The organism is Leifsonia sp. CL147, assembly GCF_900114565.1.
Lineage (GTDB): Bacteria > Actinomycetota > Actinomycetes > Actinomycetales > Microbacteriaceae > Leifsonia.
Window position 1 is genome coordinate 1 of record NZ_FOTM01000006.1, and the last position, 22,418, is coordinate 22,418.

The 22,418-nt window shown below is 71.1% G+C and carries 19 protein-coding genes and 1 tRNA gene; 13 read left to right on the forward strand and 7 right to left on the reverse strand.

All coding sequences use genetic code 11. The annotated features are described in order from the left end of the window. The first annotated feature begins 174 nt into the window (after window positions 1-174). The 6 genes from eno to BM287_RS07005 all read left to right on the forward strand — a co-directional run bounded on the left by eno (window position 175) and on the right by BM287_RS07005 (window position 5,921). Window positions 175-1,455: a phosphopyruvate hydratase gene (gene eno, locus BM287_RS06980; protein WP_090037762.1), complete on the forward strand. Its 1,281-nt coding sequence runs from the start codon at window positions 175-177 to the stop codon at window positions 1,453-1,455. A gap of 287 nt (window positions 1,456-1,742) precedes the next feature. Next, window positions 1,743-1,994, forward strand: coding sequence for a hypothetical protein (locus BM287_RS06985; protein WP_244527990.1), 252 nt, complete (start codon window positions 1,743-1,745; stop codon window positions 1,992-1,994). Between the two features lie 108 nt (window positions 1,995-2,102). Continuing rightward, on the forward strand, window positions 2,103-2,630 hold the full coding sequence (locus BM287_RS06990; protein WP_090037756.1) for an FtsB family cell division protein: 528 nt from the start codon (window positions 2,103-2,105) through the stop codon (window positions 2,628-2,630). Between the two features lie 34 nt (window positions 2,631-2,664). Then, window positions 2,665-3,180: a DUF501 domain-containing protein gene (locus BM287_RS06995; RefSeq protein WP_090037753.1), complete on the forward strand. Its 516-nt coding sequence runs from the start codon at window positions 2,665-2,667 to the stop codon at window positions 3,178-3,180. Between the two features lie 21 nt (window positions 3,181-3,201). Next, window positions 3,202-4,464, forward strand: coding sequence for a S8 family serine peptidase (locus tag BM287_RS07000; protein ID WP_090037750.1), 1,263 nt, complete (start codon window positions 3,202-3,204; stop codon window positions 4,462-4,464). 38 nt (window positions 4,465-4,502) lie between these two features. Then, on the forward strand, window positions 4,503-5,921 hold the full coding sequence (locus BM287_RS07005; protein ID WP_090037747.1) for an NAD(P)/FAD-dependent oxidoreductase: 1,419 nt from the start codon (window positions 4,503-4,505) through the stop codon (window positions 5,919-5,921). A gap of 696 nt (window positions 5,922-6,617) precedes the next feature. Here BM287_RS07005 and BM287_RS07010 read toward each other — a convergent pair. Together BM287_RS07010 and BM287_RS07015 are read right to left on the reverse strand one after the other, a co-directional pair. Next, entirely contained in the window at window positions 6,618-7,910 is a 1,293-nt protein-coding gene (locus BM287_RS07010) for an ABC transporter permease (protein WP_090037744.1), read from the reverse strand. Then, window positions 7,907-8,614: an ABC transporter ATP-binding protein gene (locus BM287_RS07015; RefSeq protein WP_090037741.1), complete on the reverse strand. Its 708-nt coding sequence runs from the start codon at window positions 8,612-8,614 to the stop codon at window positions 7,907-7,909. The genes BM287_RS07010 and BM287_RS07015 overlap by 4 nt, the downstream gene beginning before the upstream one ends. Window positions 8,615-8,776: 162 nt before the next feature. Here BM287_RS07015 and BM287_RS07020 point away from each other — a divergent pair, with 162 nt between their 5' ends. Continuing rightward, a complete protein-coding gene (locus BM287_RS07020) occupies window positions 8,777-10,066 on the forward strand; it encodes a sensor histidine kinase (RefSeq protein WP_090037737.1) in 1,290 nt (429 codons plus the stop codon). A gap of 15 nt (window positions 10,067-10,081) precedes the next feature. Then, the gene (locus tag BM287_RS07025; protein WP_090037734.1) at window positions 10,082-10,759 is read left to right on the forward strand and encodes a response regulator transcription factor; all 678 of its coding nucleotides are present in this window, start codon (window positions 10,082-10,084) and stop codon (window positions 10,757-10,759) included. Window positions 10,760-11,074: 315 nt separating this feature from the next. On the opposite strand, the gene BM287_RS07030 is transcribed toward BM287_RS07025, so the two are convergent. Next, window positions 11,075-11,148: transfer RNA gene (locus BM287_RS07030), tRNA-Leu, on the reverse strand. Window positions 11,149-11,523: 375 nt separating this feature from the next. On the opposite strand from BM287_RS07030, the gene BM287_RS07035 reads away from it, so the two are divergent. Further along, window positions 11,524-11,901: a YchJ family protein gene (locus tag BM287_RS07035; protein ID WP_090037731.1), complete on the forward strand. Its 378-nt coding sequence runs from the start codon at window positions 11,524-11,526 to the stop codon at window positions 11,899-11,901. A gap of 96 nt (window positions 11,902-11,997) precedes the next feature. Here BM287_RS07035 and BM287_RS07040 read toward each other — a convergent pair whose 3' ends face one another. After that, entirely contained in the window at window positions 11,998-14,391 is a 2,394-nt protein-coding gene (locus BM287_RS07040) for an Ig-like domain-containing protein (RefSeq protein ID WP_170857464.1), read from the reverse strand. Between the two features lie 152 nt (window positions 14,392-14,543). On the opposite strand from BM287_RS07040, the gene BM287_RS07045 reads away from it, so the two are divergent. From BM287_RS07045 to BM287_RS07060, 4 genes are read left to right on the forward strand one after another with little or no spacing between them, the layout of a single operon-like run. Next, window positions 14,544-15,224 carry a TetR/AcrR family transcriptional regulator gene (locus tag BM287_RS07045; protein WP_090037725.1) on the forward strand — a complete coding sequence of 227 codons (681 nt, stop codon included), beginning with the start codon at window positions 14,544-14,546 and terminating at the stop codon, window positions 15,222-15,224. Next, window positions 15,221-16,477, forward strand: coding sequence for an MFS transporter (locus BM287_RS07050; protein ID WP_090037723.1), 1,257 nt, complete (start codon window positions 15,221-15,223; stop codon window positions 16,475-16,477). The genes BM287_RS07045 and BM287_RS07050 overlap by 4 nt, the downstream gene beginning before the upstream one ends. Continuing rightward, window positions 16,477-17,766, forward strand: coding sequence for a type III PLP-dependent enzyme domain-containing protein (locus BM287_RS07055; RefSeq protein WP_090037720.1), 1,290 nt, complete (start codon window positions 16,477-16,479; stop codon window positions 17,764-17,766). The genes BM287_RS07050 and BM287_RS07055 overlap by 1 nt, the downstream gene beginning before the upstream one ends. After that, window positions 17,763-19,076, forward strand: a complete 1,314-nt coding sequence (locus BM287_RS07060; RefSeq protein WP_090037717.1) for a D-arabinono-1,4-lactone oxidase — start codon at window positions 17,763-17,765, stop codon at window positions 19,074-19,076. The genes BM287_RS07055 and BM287_RS07060 overlap by 4 nt, the downstream gene beginning before the upstream one ends. 116 nt (window positions 19,077-19,192) lie before the next feature. Here BM287_RS07060 and BM287_RS07065 read toward each other — a convergent pair whose 3' ends face one another. The 3 genes from BM287_RS07065 to BM287_RS07075 all read right to left on the reverse strand — a co-directional run bounded on the left by BM287_RS07065 (window position 19,193) and on the right by BM287_RS07075 (window position 22,257). Next, window positions 19,193-20,134: a patatin-like phospholipase family protein gene (locus tag BM287_RS07065; protein ID WP_090037714.1), complete on the reverse strand. Its 942-nt coding sequence runs from the start codon at window positions 20,132-20,134 to the stop codon at window positions 19,193-19,195. Between the two features lie 667 nt (window positions 20,135-20,801). Beyond that, on the reverse strand, window positions 20,802-21,683 hold the full coding sequence (locus BM287_RS07070) for a M48 family metallopeptidase (protein WP_090037711.1): 882 nt from the start codon (window positions 21,681-21,683) through the stop codon (window positions 20,802-20,804). Between the two features lie 7 nt (window positions 21,684-21,690). Continuing rightward, entirely contained in the window at window positions 21,691-22,257 is a 567-nt protein-coding gene (locus BM287_RS07075; RefSeq protein ID WP_090037708.1) for a LemA family protein, read from the reverse strand. Window positions 22,258-22,418 lie beyond the last annotated feature (161 nt).

Genomic DNA, 22,418 nt, shown 5'->3' on the forward strand with positions numbered 1-22,418 from the left:
GGAACCGAGGTGAACACCGACACGATCCTCGAACTCAGCGCCTAACAACACCCAGAAGGATCAACAACGACTACACCACGTCCCGGGACTTGACCCGGGGCCCGTGCCGCGCGTCCCAAGGGCGTCAGTAGACTGTGACCGGAATCCCACAAAAAACCACGCAAGGAGACAGTTGTGGCTGCAATCGAAGCTGTAGGCGCTCGCGAGATCTTGGACTCGCGCGGTAACCCGACCGTCGAGGTCGAGGTGCTCCTCGAGGACGGCACGGTCAGCCGCGCCGCCGTCCCGTCCGGCGCATCCACCGGGGCGTTCGAGGCCTACGAGCTGCGAGACGGCGACAAGGACCGTTACCAGGGCAAGGGCGTGCTCAAGGCCGTGGATGCGGTGCTCGACGAGATCGGGCCCGAGATCGAAGGCTTCGACGCCGCCGACCAGCGCCTCGTCGACGACGCGATGATCGCGCTCGACGGCACCGACAACAAGAAGCGCCTGGGCGCGAACGCCATCCTCGGCGTCAGCCTCGCCGTCGCCAAGGCCGCGGCCGACTCGGCAGACCTGCCGCTGTTCCGCTACCTCGGCGGCCCGAACGCGCACGTCCTGCCCGTCCCGATGATGAACATCATCAATGGCGGAGCGCACGCGGACACCGGCGTCGACATCCAGGAGTTCATGGTCCTGCCGATCGGCGCGGAGACCTTCTCCGAGGGCCTGCGCTGGGGGGTCGAGACCTACCACTCGCTCAAGGCGCTGCTGAAGTCGAAGGGCCTGAACACGGGCCTCGGCGACGAGGGCGGCTTCGCGCCGGAGCTCGAGCACAACCGTGCAGCGCTCGACCTGATCTCCGAGGCCATCGAGAAGGCCGGCTTCACCGTCGGACGGGACATCGCGCTCGGCCTGGATGTGGCATCCACCGAATTCTTCGAGAACGGCGTCTACCGCTTCGAGGGCCAGGACCGCAGCGCGGCCGAGATGAGCGCCTACTACCAGGACCTCGCGGCTAACTACCCGCTGGTCTCGATCGAGGACCCGCTGGCCGAGGACGACTGGGACGGCTGGGCCCACCTGAACGCCGAGCTCGGCGCCACCCTGCAGCTGGTCGGCGACGACCTGTTCGTCACCAACCCGAAGCGCCTCGCCGAGGGCATCACGAAGCGCGCGGCGAACAGCATCCTGGTCAAGGTGAACCAGATCGGCACGCTCACCGAGACGCTCGACGCCGTGTCGCTCGCGCAGCGCAGCGGCATGACCGCCGTGCTCTCGCACCGCTCCGGTGAGACCGAGGACACCACGATCGCGGACCTCGCGGTCGCCACGAACTCGGGCCAGATCAAGACGGGCGCTCCGGCCCGCTCGGAGCGCGTCGCCAAGTACAACCAGCTGCTCCGCATCGAGGAGGAGCTGGGCGACGCCGCCGTCTACGCCGGCCGCAGCGCCTTCCCGCGCTTCACCGCGTAGCGGCGCTCCCGTAACGCGGGCCTGCGCCCGCGTTCGCGCGCTAGCGTTCGCGCGCTAGCGTTCGCGCGCCCGCGTTCGCGCGCCCGCGTTCGCGCGCTGAGTTCGGCCCCCGGGGTTCCGCCTCGGGGGCCGTTCCACGTCCCTCCCCGCTCCCGTGCCTTTTACCCTGGCCGAAGTGCTCGTTGTTGCACGCGACACGCCGGAAGCGCGTGCAACAACGAGCACTTCGGCGGGGCCGCGGGCTCGGAGACCGGCGGACCGGCGGACGGGGTGGGTAGGGTGCAGGGATGGGCGTGACGGCCGGGTCCGACGTGGTGCCGCTGGTGCTGTTCGTGGTGCTGGCGGCGCTGTTCGCGCTGCTCGGGCTGCTCCTGATCCTGCGTCCGGGGCGGGCGTCCGCCTTCTTCGCCGACGCGGATGCGCGGCGGCGGTTCCGCGCGCGCGACGCACGGACCCTCGGCGCGATCTTCGCGGTGGGCGGGGGAGCCTTCGTCGTGCTGGGCGTCGTGCGGCTGGCGTTCATCCTGAACGGCGGCTGAGCGCATTCCGACACCCCTGAGCGCAACGGGGCCGACGGAGGCGATCGCCTACGATGAGAGGGGGCCGGTCCGGCCCCGGACCGCCGAGCATGCCAAGAGGGAGGGGCCATGCCGAAGCCGCGCACGCGCCGCGTCCCGGTGCGCCTGTCGCGTCCCACCGAGACCGGCCGGTGGCTGCGGCAGCTGCACTTCTCGGCGTTCTCGCTGGTGATGATGGGCGTGCTCGTGCTCGCGGTCCTCATCCTCGCTCCCACGGTGCAGGCCTTCCTCGCGCAGCGCCAGCAGATCGCCGACCAGCAGCATCAGGTGGACGAACTGGCCGCGCAGGTCAACACGCTCACGGACCAGCGTGCCCGCTGGAACGACCCCAGCTACCTCCGCGCCCAGGCCCGCGACCGGCTGTACTACGTGATGCCGGGCGAGGTCAGCTACCTCGTCATCGACGACCGTCCGCCGGCCGCCAAGCAGGACACGACACCGGTCACATCCAAACTGGTGAAGACCCGGACGGATTGGGTCGGGTCGCTGTTCGGCTCCATCATGGGAGCCGGACTGACGGATGCGACACCGCAGCAGTTGAGCGGCACGCCCGGCCCCGTCCCCCCTCCCACGGCGACGCCCGCCCCCACGAAATAAGCCCAGCACGCAAGCCGAAGAGGCGCATCCCGCAATGACCAGACCACCGTTCGCACCCGTGTCCGATGACGACATCGCCGTCGTGTCCCAGCAGCTCGGCCGCCCGGCGCGGAATGTCGTCGGCATCGCCGCGCGCTGCGTGTGCGGGCGCCCGACCGTGGTATCGACGGCGCCGCGGCTGGACGACGGGACGCCGTTCCCCACGTTCTACTACCTGACGCATCCGGCGGCGTCGGCGGCCATGTCCGCCCTCGAGGCCGATCAGGTCATGGGCGAGTACAACGAGCTCCTGGCCGGTGACGACGAGCTGAGCGCCCGGTACCGCGCGGCCCACGAGCAGTACCTGGCCGACCGGGAGTCGATCGCCGTCGTCGACGAAATCGCCGGCATCTCGGCCGGTGGGATGCCGTCCCGCGTGAAGTGCCTGCACGCCCTCGCCGCCCATGCACTCGCCGCCGGACCCGGCGTGAACCCGATCGGCGACCTGGCGCTCGCCCGCGGAGGCTGGTCGCCGGCCGTCTGCGAGTGCCGCATCGACGTCGCAGGCTAGGGGCGCTCGGTGGGGGACCGGATGCACCGCTTCGCGACGGCGGCCGCCGTCGTGGCGGTGGCCCTCGCATCCACGCTTCTTCCCGCGACCGCCGCGCACGCCGACCAGGTGCGCGACCTCGAATACTGGCTGAACGACTACGGCTTCGCACAGGCGTGGAACACGACCCGTGGCGCCGGCGTGAAGGTCGCCGTCATCGACACGGGCGTCGACGGCTCCGTTCCCGATCTGGCGGGCGCCGTCGTGGGCGGGACGGACGTCTCCGGCGTCGGCACCGCGACGGGCCAGAAGCCTCTGGGGGACGCCGAGAGCGCGAACCACGGGACGTGGGTGGCCTCCCTCCTCGCCGGGCGTGGCACCGGGCCGACCAGCGGCGTCGTCGGAGCTGCGCCCGAGGCCAGCATCCTCACCGCCTCGGTCGCGCTCGGCACGGCGATGGGACCGATCGACAGCGACGACCAGATCGCGCAGGCGATCCACTGGTCGGTCGACAACGGCGCGAGGGTGATCAACATGTCCCTCACGCGCAACACGCTCGACTGGCCGACCAGCTGGGATGAGGCGTTCCAGTACGCGTTCGCGCACGACGTGGTCATCGTCGCGGCCGCGGGCAACCGGGGGAGCGGCACCAACGAGGTCGGGGCGCCGGCCACGATTCCGGGCGTCCTCACCGTCGCCGGCGTCGACCGGGCCGGCAAGGCGAGTTTCGACGCCTCGGCCCAGGGCATCACCATCGGTGTCTCGGCGCCCAGCGAGCAGCTGGTCGGCGCGAATCCGGGTGGAGGCTATGTCCAGTGGGCGGGGACGAGCGGTGCCGCGCCGCTCGTCTCGGGCGCCGTCGCGCTCGTCCGCGCCGCGCATCCCGAGCTCAGTGCGGCGGATGTGATCGAGCGGATCATCCGGACCGCCCGGCCCGCGGGAGGGGCCGTCCCCAGCCCCATCTACGGCTACGGGCTCCTGGATGCCGCGGCCGCCGTGACCGCGAACGTGCCGCATGTCGCCGCGAACCCGATGGGCGATCTCGGCGACTGGATCCGCATCCACCGCCGTGCGCAGTCGCTCGCCACGCCGGCCCCGTCGTCCGGCGGTGCGCAAGCTGCACCGGCGCCCGCCAAGCTGAGCCCCGAGCGCGCGCTACCATGGAACTGGTTCTTCTGGCCGCAATGGAGCGTCCTCACCACTTTCTGGCTGCCGTTCGGCCTGATCGCCGGCTTTCTCGCTCTCTCCGCCCTCGGCGGGGTCGGGGCGTGGCAGCATTTCAGGCGAACACGCAGCAGGGAGTAAAGTAGGCCCAAACTTTCGTGTTGAGGAGACGCATCACTGTGCCCAAAATCCTGATCGTCGGCGGCGGCTACGCCGGCTTCTACACCGCGTGGAAGCTCGAGAAGCAGCTCCGCCCGGGCGAGGCCGAGGTCACCATGGTCGACCCGCTGCCGTATATGACGTACCAGCCGTTCCTCCCGGAGGTCGCCTCGGGCTCGATCGAGCCGCGTCACGCGGTCGTCGCGCACCGTCGTCACCTCACGACGACGAACATCATCACGGCGAAGGTCACGTACGTCGACCACGCCCGCAAGGTGGCGACCATCCAGCCGCCGATCGGCGAGGCGTACGAGTTCGAGTACGACATCGTCGTGGTGACCGCGGGCGCTGTGTCCCGGACGTTCCCCATCCCGGGCGTCGCGGACCAGGCCGTCGGGCTGAAGAACATCGAGGAGGCCGTGTACATCCGCGACCAGCTCCTCACCAACTTCGACAAGGCCGCAGGGCTCCCCGCCGGCCCGGAGCGGGACCGTTTGCTCACGGTCGTCGTCGTCGGCGGAGGCTTCGCCGGTATCGAGATCTTCGCGGAGCTCCGCTCCTTCGCGAGCAGCCTGCTCAAGCGCTACCCGGAGCTGTCGTTCGAGGACACGCACTTCCACCTGATCGAGGCCATGGGCCGGATCATGCCGGAGGTGTCCTTGAAGACCAGCCATTGGGTGATCAAGAACCTCGCACAGCGTGGGGCCGAGATCCACCTCGAGACGCAGCTCACCAGCGCGGTGGACGGTGTCATCCAGCTGTCGACCGGTGAGAGCTTCGAGACGGACCTCATCGTCTGGACCGCCGGCGTCATGGCCAACCCGACGATCGTGCGCCACACCGACCTCCCCATCGAGGAGCGCGGCCGGCTGCGCGTGCGCGCCGACCTGCGCGTCGGCACCGACGACGAGATCATCGAGGACGCCTGGGGCGCGGGCGACGTGTCGGCCGTCCCGGACCTGACCGGTGCCGGCGTCGGCGGCTACTGCGTGCCGAACGCGCAGCACGCCGTGCGTCAGGGCAAGCTCCTCGCGAAGAACATCGTGGCATCGCTGCGCGGCGAGCTGCCGCGCCAGTACTACCACAAGAGCCTCGGCGCGGTCGCCGGTCTGGGCGTCGGCATCGGCGTGCTGCAGAGCGGCAAGATCGCGATCACGGGCGTCCTCGGCTGGCTCGCCCACCGCGGCTACCACGGCCTGGCGATGCCGTCGTGGGAGCGCAAGTGGCGCGTCCTGTGGGGCTGGTGGAACAACTTCTGGCTCGGCCGTGACATCGTGTCGCTGGAGGCCGTACAGCACCCGCGCGCGAACTTCGAGGAGTTCGCGGCCCGCCCGAAGCCGGCCATCGAGGCCGCCCCGGAGGCCCCCGCGAAGAAGGCTCCCGCTCGCACCAAGGCTGCCACTGCGGTGAAGCAGCCCGCGGAGGTCTCCGCGAAGTAGCGCCCGGCGACGCAGCACGAAGGCCCGGTCCCTGAGGGACCGGGCCTTCGGCGTCCCTGCGGGCGCCTCCGTTTGGGTCGGCGCCTCCGTTGCGGCTGGCGCCTCCCTTGCGGTCGGCGCTTCCGTTGCGGCTGGCGCTTTCGTTGTGGCTGGCGCTTTCCTTGTGGCTGGCGCTTCCGTTGCGGCCGAGCTTCCGTTGCGGCCGTGTCTCCTTCGGCCGAAGTGCTCGTTGTTGCAGTGGCTTACGGCGTGTCGTCTGCAACAACGAGCACCTCGCGGCGGGAGGCGGTGCCGCCGGTGCCGGCGGCGCCGGCTTGCCCGGCCGGCGCGCGGCCGTGGACGACGCGGCCGGTCTGGGCCCGGCCGTGCGCCGACCTCGGCTTCGGCCTCTCCGACGACCGGGATTGTGCTCCCGCGATGGTGCGACTCCTGCTCGCGTCATCCTCGGCCGGAAAGGGAGGAGGTCGCGCGGCGTACCGAGCCCGATCGCCTCCCGAACCGGCCCGATCGAGGCGTGTCGCATCGCGCATCCTCCGTTTCCTCGCCTCCCCCGGGGTCTGCCCGGTCTGCGGGAAACGGAGGCGGGGAGGCGGCGACACGCCGCCCGATGCGAGCGAGGGAGGTGTCCACGGCCGCACCGGGCCGCGGACACCTCCCTTTTCGTCGCCGTCGAGCCGCGGCCGACCCCGTCCCGCCCTACTCGTACCGGAGCGACTCGATCGGGTCCTGTCGCGCCGCCCGCGCGGCCGGGATGGTCCCGGCGAGGAACGCGATCCCCATGACGAGGAGCACGATCCAGAGGATGTTGACAGGGTTGAAGGCGATCAGCGTGAGTCCCGGGAGGCTGGAGAACAGGGAGGTGCCCAGCGCCGAGCCGATTGCGGTGCCCGCCAGCATCCCGAGTCCCACGCCGACGGCCGATCCGAGGAGCCCGATGAAGGTCGCCTCGAAGCTGAACAGCCCGAAGACCTTGCCGCCGCCCATCCCCATCGCCTTCATCAGCCCGATCTCGCGGGTGCGCTCCTGGACGGACATGAACAGGGTGTTCACGATCCCGAAGCTCGCGGCGAGGAGCGCGATGATCGCGAACGCGTTCAGCACGAGCACGATCGCGTCGATGATGCTCTTGAAGCTGCCGAGGGTGTCCTGCAGCGTCGTCCCGGTGTAGCCTGCCGCGCTGAGCCGGTCCTTCAGGGACTGAGTGGATGCGGTGCCCGCCGTGTCGTCGAAGCGGATCGTCGCCGACGTGTAGGACGACGCCGTGTCCGCGCTGAGGCCGGTGCTCTGCGCCGCGAACAGCGCATCCGTCGTCGCCTGGTTCGGGGAGGCGCTCGTTCCGGTCCCGCCCAGTCCGGCCTCGGCGATCCCGACGACGGTCGCTGTGACCGTCTGACGGGCACCGCCGGCGTCGGTGAGCCCGAACTGGACCTCCTTGCCGATGGCGTCACTGTCGCTGCTGAATCCGAGCGGTTTCACGTAGTCGACCGGGAGGGCGACCTGTCGCTGCGCGGAGGATTCGGAGGGTTGGGCACCCGCTGCGAGCTGCACCTTCATCCCGGCCACGAACGAGCCGACGCCGATCTGGTACTCGGTCCCGTCACCGGCACGCACATAGTCGACCCGGACGGACTTGACCGGTTGCACGGACTTCACGCCCGGGATGCCGGCGAGCTGCGTCAGCTGCGCGGGGCCGATCGGGTTGAGCGTCTGCGGGCCGGCCGGCCCCCGGCCGGAGGTGACCTGCCCGGGCTGGTACTTCACCGGTCCGCTCGAGGTGTCCTGTTTCACCGGACGGGTCACGGTCATCACGTCGCTGGCGCCCAGCGAGGCGACCGTGTCGTCGATGTAGCGATTGATGCCTGTCCCCAGCCCGCTGGTGATCGTCAGGGTGAAGCCGCCGATGAAGATGGCGAGGATGGTGAGGATGGTGCGCGTCTTGGACCGGAAGGTGTTCCCGATCGCACTGGAGATCACGTCGATGGTCTTCATGCGGCCAGCTCCTCATCGTCCTCGACCCGGTTCACGATCAGTCCGTCGCGCACGTAGATCCTGCGGTCGCAGCGCGCGGCGAGGTCCTCGTCGTGGGTGACGACGATCAGCGTGATGCCCTGGGTCCGGTTGAGGGTGAAGAGGATGTCCTCCACCACGGCGCCGGTGGCCGTGTCGAGGTTGCCCGTCGGCTCGTCGGCGAAGATCACGCGCGGGTTGTTCACGAGGGCGCGGGCGATCACGGCCCGCTGCTTCTGGCCCCCCGACAGGCTGACCGCCTTGCTCTTCGCCTTCGCGTCGAGCTCCAGCTCGGCCAGCGCGGCACGGCCTCGCCGGTTCCGTTCCCCTCGGCCGACCCCGGCGATCTTCATCGGCAGCACGACATTGTCGAGGACACTGGCGTTCGCCGTCAGGAAGAACTGCTGGAAGACGAACCCGAAGGTCTTGTTCCTGGTGCGGTTCAGTGCCGCCCCGCGCAGGGTGGACGTCTCCTGACCGCCGAGAAGGATGGAGCCCCGCGTCGGCTGGTCGAGCAGCGCGAGCAGGTGCATCAGGGTGGACTTCCCGGATCCCGACTTCCCGACGATCGCCAGGGACTCGCCCTCGAAGACATCGAATGACACCCCCTTCAGCGCGTCGAAGCGGTTCGGCCCTCGGCCGTAGGACTTGTGCAGGTCACGCACCTGCAGGATGGGAGTCGTCATGATGGCTTTCGTGTCGGCGGATGGGGTACTCACAGCCTCCCTTCCGACGGTCGCCGGCGCGTCGGCCCACGGCCGCATCTGCGCTGCCCCAGCCGGAGTATCTTGCGCCTACACCTGTGGGGGTATGCGGAATCCGCGGCAGCACGACATCCTGGAAGTCCTATGAATCCTCGCCCTGCCGAACGGACGCGCCGGCGTCCGCCGAGCCCCGTGATGGATGCGATCGTCGCCGTCATCGTGATCGGCGTCACGCTGCTGCCGACCGGTGATCCCTCCGACCACCGGGCTGTCCCGTCGCCCCTGATGCAGGCGCCGTGGCTCGTGGTGTTCCCGCTCGCGGCCGTTGCCATCCTCCTGTTCCGCCGACGCCGGCCGACGGCGGTCCTGGCCGGTACCGTGGGGGTGCTGATCGCCGGACTGATCGTGGACCGGGAGCTGCTCCCGCTCATCGTCCCGGTGGTGATCGCGTCGTTCGGCCTCGCGCTCCGCGCCTCCCGCCGGACGACGCTGATCGCGATCCCGGTCACCGTGGTGGTGCTGCTCATCGTCGAGGTCGTCGTGAGCCGAGTGCATGTCCTGGACGTGCGCGTCCTTCCGCTCACCACCGTCGTCGCGGCGGCAGCGATCGCCGGGGACGCCACCCGCTCGCGTCGCGCGTACATCTCGGCGATCACCGAACGGGCCCTGCGTGCCGAGGACACCCGCGAGTCGGAGGCGCGCCGGCGCGTCGTCGAGGAGCGGCTCCGGATCGCGCGGGACCTGCACGACACCGTCGCCCACCAGATCACCGTGATCAACCTGCACGCCAACGTCGCCACGCAGGCCGTCCGGGCCGACCCCGCGCTCGCCGAGCGGTCGCTCACGACGATCAGCACAGCCGCGCGGACCGTTCTCACGGAGATCGCCGACCTCCTCTCCCTGCTGCGCGCGGACGCCGGTGCCGATGGCCTCCCGACGACGCCGAGCGTGTCCATGAGCGATGTGGATGCGCTGCTCGCCGGATTCGCCGCCTCCGGCCTGGCCGTCACCTCCCGCACCGAGGGGACGGCGGGCAGCCTCCCGGACCCGGTCTCCGGGGTCGCCTATCGTGTCGTTCAGGAGGCCCTCACCAACGCGCACAAGCACGGGAGCGAGGGCCGGGCCCACCTGCTGCTCCAGTACACGCCGGAGTTGCTCACGATCACCGTCACCAACCCCGCGGCGAGCGGCCCCGGGGCGAGCGGCCCGGCGGCGGCCGGCGCCGCGGCGGCCGGCCCGGGGGCGTCCGGCCCGGGGGCGTCCGGCCCGGGGGCGTCCGGCGACGGCCTGCCCCGGTCGGGCCACGGCCTGCAGGGCGTCCGCGAGCGGGTCGGCGCGGTCGGCGGTCGCGTCGAGGCCGGCCCGACCGCGACGGGATACGTGCTCAGGGCGTTCCTGCCGTTGACCGCTTCCCCGGTCGCCGGTGGCGCTTGACGAGAGAATGAGGTCATGACGATCTCCGTGCTCCTGGCCGACGACCAGGAACTGATCCGGTCCGCCGTCCGCTCCCTGGTCGACCTCGCGCCGGATCTCACTGTCGTCGGCGAGGCGAGCGACGGAGAGCAGGCGGTCGACCTCGCCGCCCGGCTCCACCCGGAGGTGGTGCTCATGGACATCCGGATGCCGAACACGAACGGCATCGAGGCGACGGCGACGATCTGCGCCGACCCGGAGCTCGCCGACGTGCGGGTCCTCATCCTCACCACCTTCGAGGAGGACGAGTACGTTCTGGATGCCCTGAGGGCCGGCGCCAGCGGCTTCATCGGGAAGAACACCAGCACCGAGGACCTGCTCTCCGCGATCCGTACCGTCCACGCCGGCGAGTCCCTGCTCTCACCGCGAGCCACCCACGTGCTCATCGACCGCTATGTGCGTCCGGCCGCGCAGGACCCGTCCGGCGGACGGCCGCCGCACGGTCTCGAGGAGCTGACGGACCGCGAACGGGAGGTGCTCCAGGTGGTCGCGGAGGGTCTCAGCAATGCGGAGATCGCGGCCCGGTTCGTCATCTCGCCGGCCACCGTCAAGACCCACATCAGCCGCATCATGACCAAGCTCTACGCGCACGACCGGGCGCAGCTCGTCATCGCCGCCTACGAGAGCGGCCTGCGCATCCCGCGCCCCCGCTGACCCTCAGAGCGCGGCACATTCGTGACGAATGTCGCTTCCGCCCGCGCGGAACGGCACATTCGTGACGAATGTCGCTTCTGCCCGCGCGGAATGGCACATTCGTGACGAATGTCGCTTCCGCCCGCGGGGAACGGCACATTCGTCACGAATGTCGCTTCTGCCCGCGGGGAACGGCACATTCGTGACGAATGTCGCTTCCGCCCGCGGGGCGCGGCACATTCGTGACGAATGTCGCGTCTGCCCGCGGGGAACGGCACATTCGTGACGAATGTCGCGTCCGCCCGCGGGGAACGGCACATTCGTCACGAATGTCGGTACCCCCAGTGGGACTCGAACCCACACTCGGGCGAGTTTAAGTCGCCTGCCTCTACCGATTGGGCTATGGGGGCGAGGCGGCGAAGCTGAGGAGGCTGCGCCGGTGCTCTAGCGGTCGCGGTACGGCGACTTGACCATCTGGATGATGGCCGCAGTGGCCAGCGAGCCGCCGACGATGATGACGAGCCAGATGAATCCGATGAGCAGACCTTCCATGCAGGCAACGCTACACCGTCGGCATCGGGCGCCGCGTCTGAGAACGCGCTCAGCGCATCCAAGGTCGTTCCTCAAACACGTTCGGCACACTGTCGGCAGACACCCTCTGGTGAGGTGTCCCCGATCCGGCCGGTGCCCGAGATCCCCCGACGCGGGTGCCGGCCGGGTCTTCTTGTTCGGGGCCCGTTGTCCGGCGCGTCCGGAGGGATCGGGAGCCCCGTTAGGCTCGGACGGTGACCACGCGCTGCCCCTGCCTCAGCGGCGAGAGCTACGACGCCTGCTGCGGCCCGCTCCACCGCGGCGAGCCTGCGCCCACCGCCGAGCGGCTGATGCGGTCCCGGTTCAGTGCCTTCGCCCTCGGGGATGCGGACTACCTCCTGCGCAGCTGGCACCCCTCCACCCGGCCCGCTGCCGTGGACCTCGACCCCGGTTTGCGCTGGTACCGGCTCGACATCGAACGGACCGAGCGCGGTGGCCCGTTCGACCGGGAGGGTGTGGTCGAGTTCGTAGCGCACTATCGGGGAACCGAGCGGGGCAGCATCCACGAGGTCTCGCGATTCCTGCGGGAGGGCCGGGACTGGTTCTACGTGGACGCGCTGCCGCATCCCTAACCGCATCGCTGGGACGCGACACGCCGTCCCAGCGACGCGGAGACGGCGTGTCGCGTCCCACCGATGCGCCGGCGCGGTCGCTGCAGGCGAGCGCCGTTACGGGAGCGGCCGGTCGAGCGACGGCGCGACGTACCGCCGCCACAGCCACACCACCAGGCTCGCCGCCGCGAATCCGGCGGCGACCCCCACGACGACGAGGATGCCGATCCCGTTCTCGACGAGGGAGGCGACCGGGAGCAGCAGAGCGAACAGGACGGTGTAGACGACCACGCTGAGACCGCCCCAGAGACACCGCGACCACTGGGCGATCGCCCGCCCGGGCAGTCCGCCGAGCGGAAGCAGGAGGATGGACGCCGAACCGATCCCGACCATGGCCAGCGCGTTCGCCGTCTCCATCAGGAAGGCCGTGAACGCTCCCGTCGGCGACGGGAGGAGGCCGACCGTCAGCCAGGCGATCACGCCGAGCGCCGCGACGGCGGACACCTGCGCGGCGGCGATGCGCCCGCGGCGGACACGTCCGGCGTGCGGTGCCAGCGCGAGCCCGACGACGAGCGCGAAGAGCAGCGCGGGGGAGAGGCCGAGCAGCCGCGAGCCGAGGGCGGCGACCGCGACGATGGCGAGCATGCCCGGGCGCACGGTCACGCGCGGCACCGCAAGGCCGAGGTGCGGGGCGAGCCCCCGACCGGCGAACAGCCAGAGCGCGTTCACCGCCGTGACGGCGATCGTCACGGCGAGAAGCACACGGAGGTAGACGGCCGGGTCGGACACCGGCGTGGACAGGGTCACGAGCACCGCAGCACCCGCCATGACCGCGAGTCCGAGCCGGAGCGGCCGTCGGTCGGCTGGATCCGGCGAGGCCCAGGTCACCCCGATGGATGCGCTCCCCGCCGACATCGCCGACCCGGCCGGCCCCGCCGACCCGGCCGGCCCCGCCGACCTGGCTGGCCCCGCCGACCCGGCCGGCCCCGCCGATCCCGCCGACCGCGCCGAACCGCCGAACAGCGCCGACGCATCCGACACCTCCGATCGCGGCCGATTGCGCCCGAACAGAGAAGGTCGCCGAGACCCATCCGTCCGGCTCGAGCGGCCCCGCGCGATCCCGGCGGTCAGCAGCCGCGCAGGCAGCACCAGGAGGAGCAGCGCCGCCACGGCGAGTCCGAGAGCGCGCATCCACCCGGGCAGTGCGGCCACCGAGACGACCGGGGCGGATGCCGTCGTGAACGGCGTCTCGATCCATCCCTTCGTGCCGTCAGGCGGGTCGGCCGGCGGCACCGCACCGGGAGTCGCCGGGGTGGGAGTCGCCGGCACCGTTGCGGTGGGGCTGTGAGTGTGCGTCGGCGAGGGAGTGGAGGCGCCGGCGGCGGGCGAGATGCTGAACCCGATCACGTTGCTGCCGGGGCTGACGTTGCCGGCCGCGTCCCGCTGCAGTGCCGAGACCGTGTAGCGGCCCTCGGGCAGGGTGCCCGGACAGCTCCACGCGCCGGCCGCGACGTCGGCCGTGCAGACGACCAGCGAACCCTGCGCGGACGTCGCGTACAGCGTCACGTGGTCGCCGGTCTCTCCGCCGCCGGAGAAGGCGACCGCTGTACCGACCCGGGCGGTGGTGCCGCCGGCGGGGCTGGTGATGCTGGGCGCGGCGGGTGAGGTGCGGTCCACGTCGATGACCGAGGGCGGGCTGCTGCCGGAGCTCTGCGGCGAGAATCCCGCCACTTGCGTCGCGGTGACCGTGTGCCGGCCGTCGGGCAGGGTGCCGCCGAGGACGCATCCCCAGTTGCCGGAGGAGTCCGCCGGGAAGGTGCACGAGGCGCCGGTGTCGGCCGTGACCGTCACGCGCGCATTCGGGTACGCAGTTCCGCGGACACCGCCGCCGCTCGCCGTCACGCCGTCGCCGGCGATCGCCGGCGGGCCGAGCACATCCACTCGGCCGACGGCGGAGGTGCTCGTCGCCGAGGACTCGGCTCGGACCGGCACACCGGGCCCGTCCGGCAGGGACTGCAGGTCGCAGCTCCAGCGACCGTCGGATCCGACGGGAGCGCGACAGCTCTCCGCTGCACCGGGCGATGAGCCGCCGGAGACGTCGATGACGTCGCCGGGCGTTCCCGTTCCCGAGACGACGAGCGGGAACGACGTCACCAGACGGCTCGGGAGGCGGTCGAGCGCGGGCGGCCCCGGAGTGGGCGTGGGCGTCGGCGTCGGCGAGCCCGACGGGGTGGCCGTGCCGGCGGGAGCGCCGGCCGAGGGCGCATCGGTGGAGGTCGCGGTGGATGCTGCAGTGGCGGTTGCTGCGGAGGTCGCGGTGGCGATCGCTGCGGAGGTTGCTGCGGTCGAGGCGAGACGGGAGGAGGTGGCTGCGGACGGGTACGGCGATGCGGAGGCGGGGGCCGGGGATGCGATCAGCCCGGCGACGCCGAGCAGTACCGCGGCGCGGGCGAAGATGGATACGACGGAGACCAGTCCGCTCGACCCCCGTGGCCGGACTGGTGGTGACACATCGCTCGAAAATCCCCGCATTCCACCCCATTCCAGGGGGTGGCCGCCAGCGCTGTCAAACGAATCGCCGGTATTTGCGGCATACTGTGATCTGGGTCAGGTGTCCCACTTTTCTCCCGCGCGACGGCGCGCGGCAGACCTCAGGAGTCCGGATGGCGCGCATCCCGGTCGTAGACCGCCGCACCGCACTGGTGCAGGCCGCCCTGCGGGTCGTCGCGCGCGACGGTGTCGCCGCCGCCACCACACGGCGCATCGTGGCCGAGGCCGGGATGCCGCTGGCCAGCTTCCACTACGTCTTCGCCTCCCGCGACGCCCTGATGGCGGAACTCATCGAGGCGGCCGTCGAGAGCGAGCAGCGCGACTTCGCGCCGGCTTTCGCGGGCGATGTCCCGGCCCTCGGGATGCGCGAGGCGATCCGCGCAGGACTGCAGCACTACCTCGACGGCGTGCGCTCGGATCCCGACCGCGAGAAGGCGATGTTCGAGCTGACCCAGTGGGCCTTGCGCGAACCCGGCTTCGAGTCGCTGGCGCGTCGCCAGTACGCCCGCTACCACGAGGTCGCCGCGCTGGCCGCCGAGGAGGTCGCCCGGCTGACCGGAAGCGAGTGGAGGCGGCCCCTCGCCGAGGTCGCCCGGATCCTCGTCGCCTTCTCCGACGGCCTCACCATCGCCTGGCTGGTCACCCGTGACGATGCCGCGGCCGCCGCCACGATGGATGTCGCCGCCGACGCCCTCGCCGCCCTCGCGACACCGATTGCCACCCCCACCCCCGGCCCCACGCCCACCCCCACTCCCACCGCCACTCCCACCCCCACGAAGGCAGGTGCACGATGACGAACACCACGACGCCCCCGGTCTTCGCCGAGCCGATCCGCAAGGTCCCCGGCCGGTGGATCGCCGCGTTCGCGGTCGCCTGGCTGGGGGTGTGGATGGCGCAGCTCGCGCCCGTCCAGAAGCTCCTCCCCGACCAGGTGCAGGCGCAGCTGCACACGACCGCCTGGGTGGAGAACGTCCTGGCCTTCGGTGTGATCTCCGGGATCTCGGGAGTCTGCGCGATCATCGCCTACCCGCTGACCGGCGCGCTCTCCGACCGGACGACGAGCCGTTTCGGCCGGCGGCGCCCGTGGATCGCGGCCGGCGCGCTCGTCTTCGCCGCGTCGCTCGTGCTGCTCGGACTGCAGACCAGCCTGGTCGGGATCGGCGTCTTCTGGTGCCTCGCGCTCACCGGCTTCTGCATGCTCACCGCCGCGCTCACCGCCACGATCAGCGATCAGGTTCCGGTCGACCAGCGCGGGTACGTCAGCGGCTGGATCAGCGCCCCGCAGGCGATCGGCATCATCCTCGGTGTCGCGCTCGTCACCTACGTCGTCGCCGGAGCGCTCCTCGGCTACACCGCCATGGCCGTCGTGCTCCTGGTCCTCCTGCTGCCGTTCCTGTTCCTGCCCGACGCGGTCCTTCCCGTGGAACTGCGCGACCGGATGTCGTTCCGCGGCGTCATCGAGGGCCTCTGGATCAGCCCGCGCCAGCATCCCGACTTCGGCTGGACGCTGCTCAGCCGGGTCCTGGTCAACTTCGGCAACGCCTTCGGCACCACCCTTCTGCTGTACTTCCTCGAGTTCGGCCTGCGCGACCCGAACGCGGACGACGACCTCCTCGTCCTCATCCTCATCTACATGGTGTTCGTCATCATCGCGTCGCTGGTGCTCGGCCGGCTCTCCGACCGCCTGGGCCGGCGCAAGGCGTTCGTCTTCGCCTCCTCCGCCGTGCAGGGCGTCGCGGCGCTGCTGCTGGCGTTCGTGCCGCAACTCTCCGTGGCGATGGTGGCCGCCGCACTGCTCGGGATCGGCTACGGCTGCTTCCTCTCCGTGGATCAGGCGCTCGCCACGCAGGTGCTCCCCGATCCGGAGAGCCGGGGGAAGGACCTCGGCATCATGAACATCGCCCTCGCCGTCCCACAGGCTGTCGCGCCCTTGTTCGGCGCCCTGATCGTCGCGGCGCTGGGCGGCTTCGCCGGCCTGTTCGTCCTGTCCGCCGTGTTCGCGTTCGCCGGGGCGCTCGCGGTCGCCCGAGTGAAAGCGGTGCGCTAGTGACCGATCTCGACCTCTCGACGCCTCCCGCTCCCGCGGAGCGCACGTGGACCGCGCCGGACGTGTTCTGGCCGTCCCTCTCCGCCGCAACCGCCCGGCTCGACCCGCCGCTCGCCGTGCTGCACGTGCCGGCGCTGCGCCACAACGCGCACGACCTGCTGCGGCGCGCGGCGGGGACGAGCGGGCCCGCCAAGCCCATCCGCGTCGCCTCCAAGTCGGTTCGGGTGCGATCGGTCCTGGATGCCGTGCTCGCCCTCCCCGGATACGCCGGCGTGCTCGCGTACACCCTCCGCGAAGCGCTGTGGCTGGCGGAGGGCGACGCGGAGCATCCACCGATCGAGGATGTGGTGGTGGGCTACCCGACGACCGACCGCGTCGCCATCGCGCGGCTGGCCGCATCCCCGGAGCTCGCCTCCCGGGTGACGCTGATGATCGACTCCCTCTCGCACCTGGACTTCATCGACGCGGTCGTGCCGCCGTCCCAGCGGGAGGCGATCCGTCTCTGCCTGGAGCTCGACTCGTCGTGGTTCGCGCCCGTCCTCGGGCACGTGGGCGTCTTCCGCTCGCCGGTGCACAGCCCGGCCTCCGCTCGGGCGCTCGCCGTCGAGATCGTCCGGCGCCCCGGCTTCCGGCTGGTCGGGATGATGGGATACGAAGCGCAGATCGCCGGCCAGGGCGACAATCCGCGGGGCAATCCGGCCTGGCGGGCCACGCTGCGCTGGATGCAGCAGAACTCCCGCGACGAACTGCTCGGCCGGCGGGGGGAGGCGGTCGCCGCGGTGCGCGGCGTGGCGGATCTCGAGTTCGTGAACGGCGGCGGGACCGGCTCCGTCGAGTTCACAGCCTCCGACGAGTCGGTGACCGAGATCGCCGCGGGCAGCGGGCTCTTCGGCGGGCACCTGTTCGACACGTACCGCTCGTTCCATCCGGCGCCCGCCGCATCCTTCGCCCTCTCGGTGGTGCGGCGGCCCAACCCGGAGACGGCGACGCTGCTCGGTGGCGGCTGGATCGCCTCCGGACCGCCGGGACCCGACCGGATGCCGATGGTGGCGTGGCCGACCGGGCTCTCGATGGTGGCGCGCGAGATGGCGGGCGAGGTGCAGACGCCGCTCACCGGAGCGACGGCGGGCGTTCTGCGGATCGGCGATCGCGTCTGGCTGCGGCACACCAAGTCCGGCGAGCTCAGCGAGCACGTCGACGGCTACCAGCTGGTCGACACTGTGGATGGGCGTGCGCGCGTCGTCGGCGACACTCCGAGCTATCGCGGCGAGGGGAAGGTCTTCCTGTGACGGCGGCCGGGGGGTTGTGGCGCAACTGGAGCCGCACCGAGCGCGTGCGTCCCCAGCGGGTCGAGCGGCCGGCGACGGCGGAAGCCGTGCAGCGCGCGGTGCGAGCCGCCGCCTCCACCGGGATGCGCATCAAAGCGGTCGGAGCCGGCCACAGCTTCACGGGCATCGCGGTCGCTCCGGGCGTCCAGCTCGACCTCGACGACCTCACCGGGATCGTGGCGGTCGACCCGGAACGGGACCGCGTCACGCTCGCCGCCGGGACCCGGCTGCACCAGTTGCCGAGGCTGCTCCGGCAGCATGGGCTCGCTCTCGCCAACCTGGGCGACATCGACAAGCAGTCGATCGCCGGCGCCACCTCGACCGGGACGCACGGCACCGGCGGATCGTTCGGCGGACTCGCCACCCAGATCGTGGGGCTGACCCTTGTCACCGGCACCGGGGAGCTGCTGCGGATCGACGAGACGGAGAACGCGGAACTGCTCCCGGCCGCCCGTCTCGGGCTCGGCGCCCTCGGGGTGATCGTCGACCTGACCATCCAATGCGTCCCGGCGTTCCTGCTCCACGCCGTCGAGCGTCCGGAGCCGCTGCGGGAGGTGCTGGAGAGCTACGACGATCGGTCGGCCCGCGAAGACCATTTCGAGTTCTACTGGTTCCCGCACACGGAGACGGCGCTCACCAAGACGAACACCCGGCTGCCGCTGACGGCCGACCGCAAACCGCTGTCGCGCGCGGGACGCTGGGTGGACGACGAACTGCTCGCCAACGGCGTCTACCGCGGAGTCTGCGCGGCCGGCACGGTCGCGCCGGCGATCATCCCGCCGTTCAGCCGCCTCGCCCAGCGGCTCACCGGCAACCGCGAGTTCATCGATCACTCGCCGCGCGTCTACGTCAGCAACCGGACCGTGCGGTTCCGCGAGATGGAGTACGCGCTGCCGCGGGAGGCGGTGCCGGAGGCGCTCGCCGAGGTGAAGGCGCTGATCGAGCGGCGTGGATGGCGCATCTCGTTCCCGATCGAGGTCCGCAGCGCGGCGGCCGACGGCAACTGGCTGTCGACGGCGTACGGACGCGAGACCGGGTACGTCGCGGTGCACCGGTACTACCGCGAGGACCATCGCGAGTACTTCGGCGCCGTGGAGGAGATCATGGTCGCCCACGAGGGGCGCCCGCACTGGGGCAAGCTGCACACCCGGGATGCGGACGACCTCCGCGCGCTGTACCCGCGCTTCGACGACTTCCTCGCAGTGCGCGACCGTCTCGATCCCGACCGCCGTTTCGAGAACGCCTACCTGCGGCGCGTCCTCGGCCCGTAGCCGGGGCGACCTCGCGCCTCGCCCTTGCGGGGCCGTCGTGGAGGCGATGGGACGCGACACGCCGCCCGATCCGCGGACGGGCGGCGCGTTGCGTCCCATCGATGGGATGCGCCGGCTCAGCTCCAGAAGGCGGCGAGACTCGGGGCGAGGGCCCGGCCCTGGTCGTAGCCGGCTCGGGCGGCGGCAGGTCGCAGCGACACGTTCATCCCGTTGGTGCCGAACAGGTGCTCCGCGTCCGGGTCGGGGATCACGACCTCGACCCGGCTTCCGTGGGCGCGCAGCTCCTCCACCTGGGTGGAGGGATGGGTCCCCCAATCCTCGGGAGTGAGGGAGCGGGCGCCGAGCGGCGACAGCACGAGCACCCGGTCGTGGCCGGCGGCGAGATCCGCGTTCTCGGCGTTCGACCGGTAGCCGCCGTCGAGGTACAGGCGTTCGCCGATGCGGTACGCGACGCTGCCCGCGCAGCTCGCGGCCACCGCATCCACCAGGTCGACTCCGCTGTCCCGGTCGAAGACGACCGGATCGCCGGTGGTCGCATCGATCGCCGTGATGAGTATCCGGCGCTCCGGCCAGCCGGGGCGAGGAAGCCGGGCGGCCACCGCCGAGCGCCAGCCGTCCCGGACGGACGCATCCGACGCCTCCTCCCGCTCCCGTCCGACCGCGCCGATGCGGCGGCGGTAGTCGGCCGCGTCGGCGGAGGCGGCGATGGTGGCCAGCATCCGCTCGAAGTGCTCGGCCGTCGGTCGCAGCGGCGCCGGCCGGGAGTCGGATGCGGGCGATGCCGGTCCCGGCGCGGTTGCGCCGGGCGGTGCCGTCCGGGCCGGGGGAGCTGCCGCGGCGGCGGCGAACAGGTCGGCCGGGCTTGCGCCCGCGAACTGGGCCGCGGCGGTGGAACCGGCCGAGGTGCCGATGGTCAGGTCGGCCTGTGTCACATCCAGTCCAGCGTCGAAGAGGCCGGCGACGATGCCGATCAGCCAGGCGTTGCCTGTCGATCCGCCGCCGCCGAGCACCAGCGCGCGTTCGTGCGGATGCGTGAGTTGAGAAGGTGTTGTGTTCATGGGAGTCGCCTTTCGCGATTGCGTGGAGGGCGCTCCCGGTGGCGACTACCTCAGTCGCGGATCGTGGACGGCGAGGGAGCGCCCACTGCGGATACTGCATACATGGGTCTCACCTCCTGTCGATGGAACACGATCGCGGAAACGCTAGCACATCCCGACCCCGGCCGCGGCCGCGGCGGCCGCGGCCGGAGCCGTCTCGGGGTGTCTGCTGCGTTTCGTAACGTATGCGGCTGCTCGCGCGCCCGCACACGTTCCGCACGGCCGCAGACGCCGCCGCCCGCACGGCCGCAGCGCTGCCGCCCGCAGGGCCGCAGTGCTGCCGCCCGCACGGGCGCACATCCTGCGCGCCGGGCGCGGCCGGAGCCGTCTCGGGGTGTCTGCTGCGGTTCGTAACGTATGCGGCTGCTCGCGCGCACGCACACGTTCCGAACCGCCGCAGACGCCACCGCCCGCACGGCCGGAGCGCTGCCGCCCGCACGGGCGCACATCCCGCGCGCCGGGCGCGGCCGGAGCCGTCTCGGGGTGTCTGCTGCGGTTCGTAACGTATGCGGCTGCTCGCGCGCACGCACACGTTCCGAACCGCCGCAGACGCTGCCGCCCGAACCGCCGCAGACGCTGCCGCCCGAACCGCCGCAGACGCTGCCGGCCGCACGGGCGCGGGCGGCGGCTAGAAGCTGCTGCCCATCTCCTGGAGGCGCTCGACCCGCTGCGGGATGGGCGGGTGCGTCGAGAACAGTCGCGCCATGAGGCCCGGCTTGAGCGGGTCGTTGATCCACAGGTGCGCCATGGACGAGTTCTGCTTCTGCATGGGCCGGCCGTAGGCCTCGAGCTTGAGCAGGGCGCTCGCGAGCGCGTCCGGGTGGCGGGTCGTCATGGCGCCGGTCGCGTCGGCGAGGTACTCCCGCTGCCGCGAGACGGCCAGCTGCACGAGCGTCGCGACCAGCGGGGCGACGATGGCCGCGATCAGACCGAAGACCAGCACCACCGGGTTGCCGCCGTTGTTGTTGTTCCGGTTGCCGCCGAAGAACGCCATGCGCAGGAAGATGTCCGCGATGAACCCGATCGCCACCGTGAGGCCGAACACGATCATCCCGAGCCGGATGTCGTAGTTGCGGACGTGGCCGAGTTCGTGCGCCATGACGCCCTCGAGCTCCGCGTCCGTCATGAGGTCGAGCAGGCCGGTCGTCGCCGCCACCGAGGCGTGCTGGGGGTCACGGCCGGTCGCGAACGCGTTGGGAGCCGGGTCGTTCACGATGTAGACGGCGGGCATCGGCGTGCCGGTCGTGATCGACAGGTTCTCGACGACGTTCCAGAGCCGTGGATTGTCGGCTTTCGTGATCGGGATCGCTCCCGACATGCTCAGCGCCTGACTGCTCGCCAGGTAGTACTGGAACAGCGCGTAGAGGATGGCGCCCACCAGCACGACGACGAGGATCGTGTAGCTGTGGTAGATGAGCGACGCGAGCCACCCGAGCGCACCGATGAGGATCAGGAACAGCAGGATGATGAAGACGGTGTTGCGCTTGTTCCTGGCGATAGCCCTGTACATCGACGCCCTAGAACTGAACGCGCGGAGGCTCGGCGATCGCGGCGAGGTTGTCGACCTCGAAGAACTCGCGCTCGGTGAAGCCCAGGCGACGGGCGAACAGGTTGTTGGGGAACACCGTGATCTTGGTGTTGAACTCCCGCACTCCGCCGTTGTAGAACCGGCGCGACGCCTGGATCTTGTCCTCGGTGTCGACCAGGTCGGCCTGCAGCCGGAGGAAGTTCTGGCTCGCCTGCAGCTGCGGGTACGCCTCGGCGACGGCGAAGATGCTCTTCAGAGCCGTCTGCATGTGGTTCTCGGCGACGGACGCCTGACCCGGCGTCTGCGCGGAGAGCGTCTCGGCGCGCGCCTGCGTGACGGACTCGAACACGCCGCGCTCGTGCGCCGCGTATCCCTTCACCGTCTCGATGAGGTTCGGGATGAGGTCGGCACGCCGTTTCAGCTGCACCGTGATGTCGCTCCACGCCTCGTCGACGCGGACCTTCAGTGTCACGAGGGAGTTGTAGGTGGCCCACAGATAGATCCCGATGATCGCCACGATCACAACGATGATGATGACCGGAATGAGCCATTCCATGTTCGCAGAACTCCTTGTGTGCAGGCGCAGGGATGGTGCAAGTGCGCAGGTCACATCCTAACTTCGGGGCAGGGTGCTCCCACCTCGTTCCCATCACACTCGAAGCAACCCCCGTGCTGGTGGACAGCCGAGCGCCATGCGCGCGACGGGTGGACAATGTC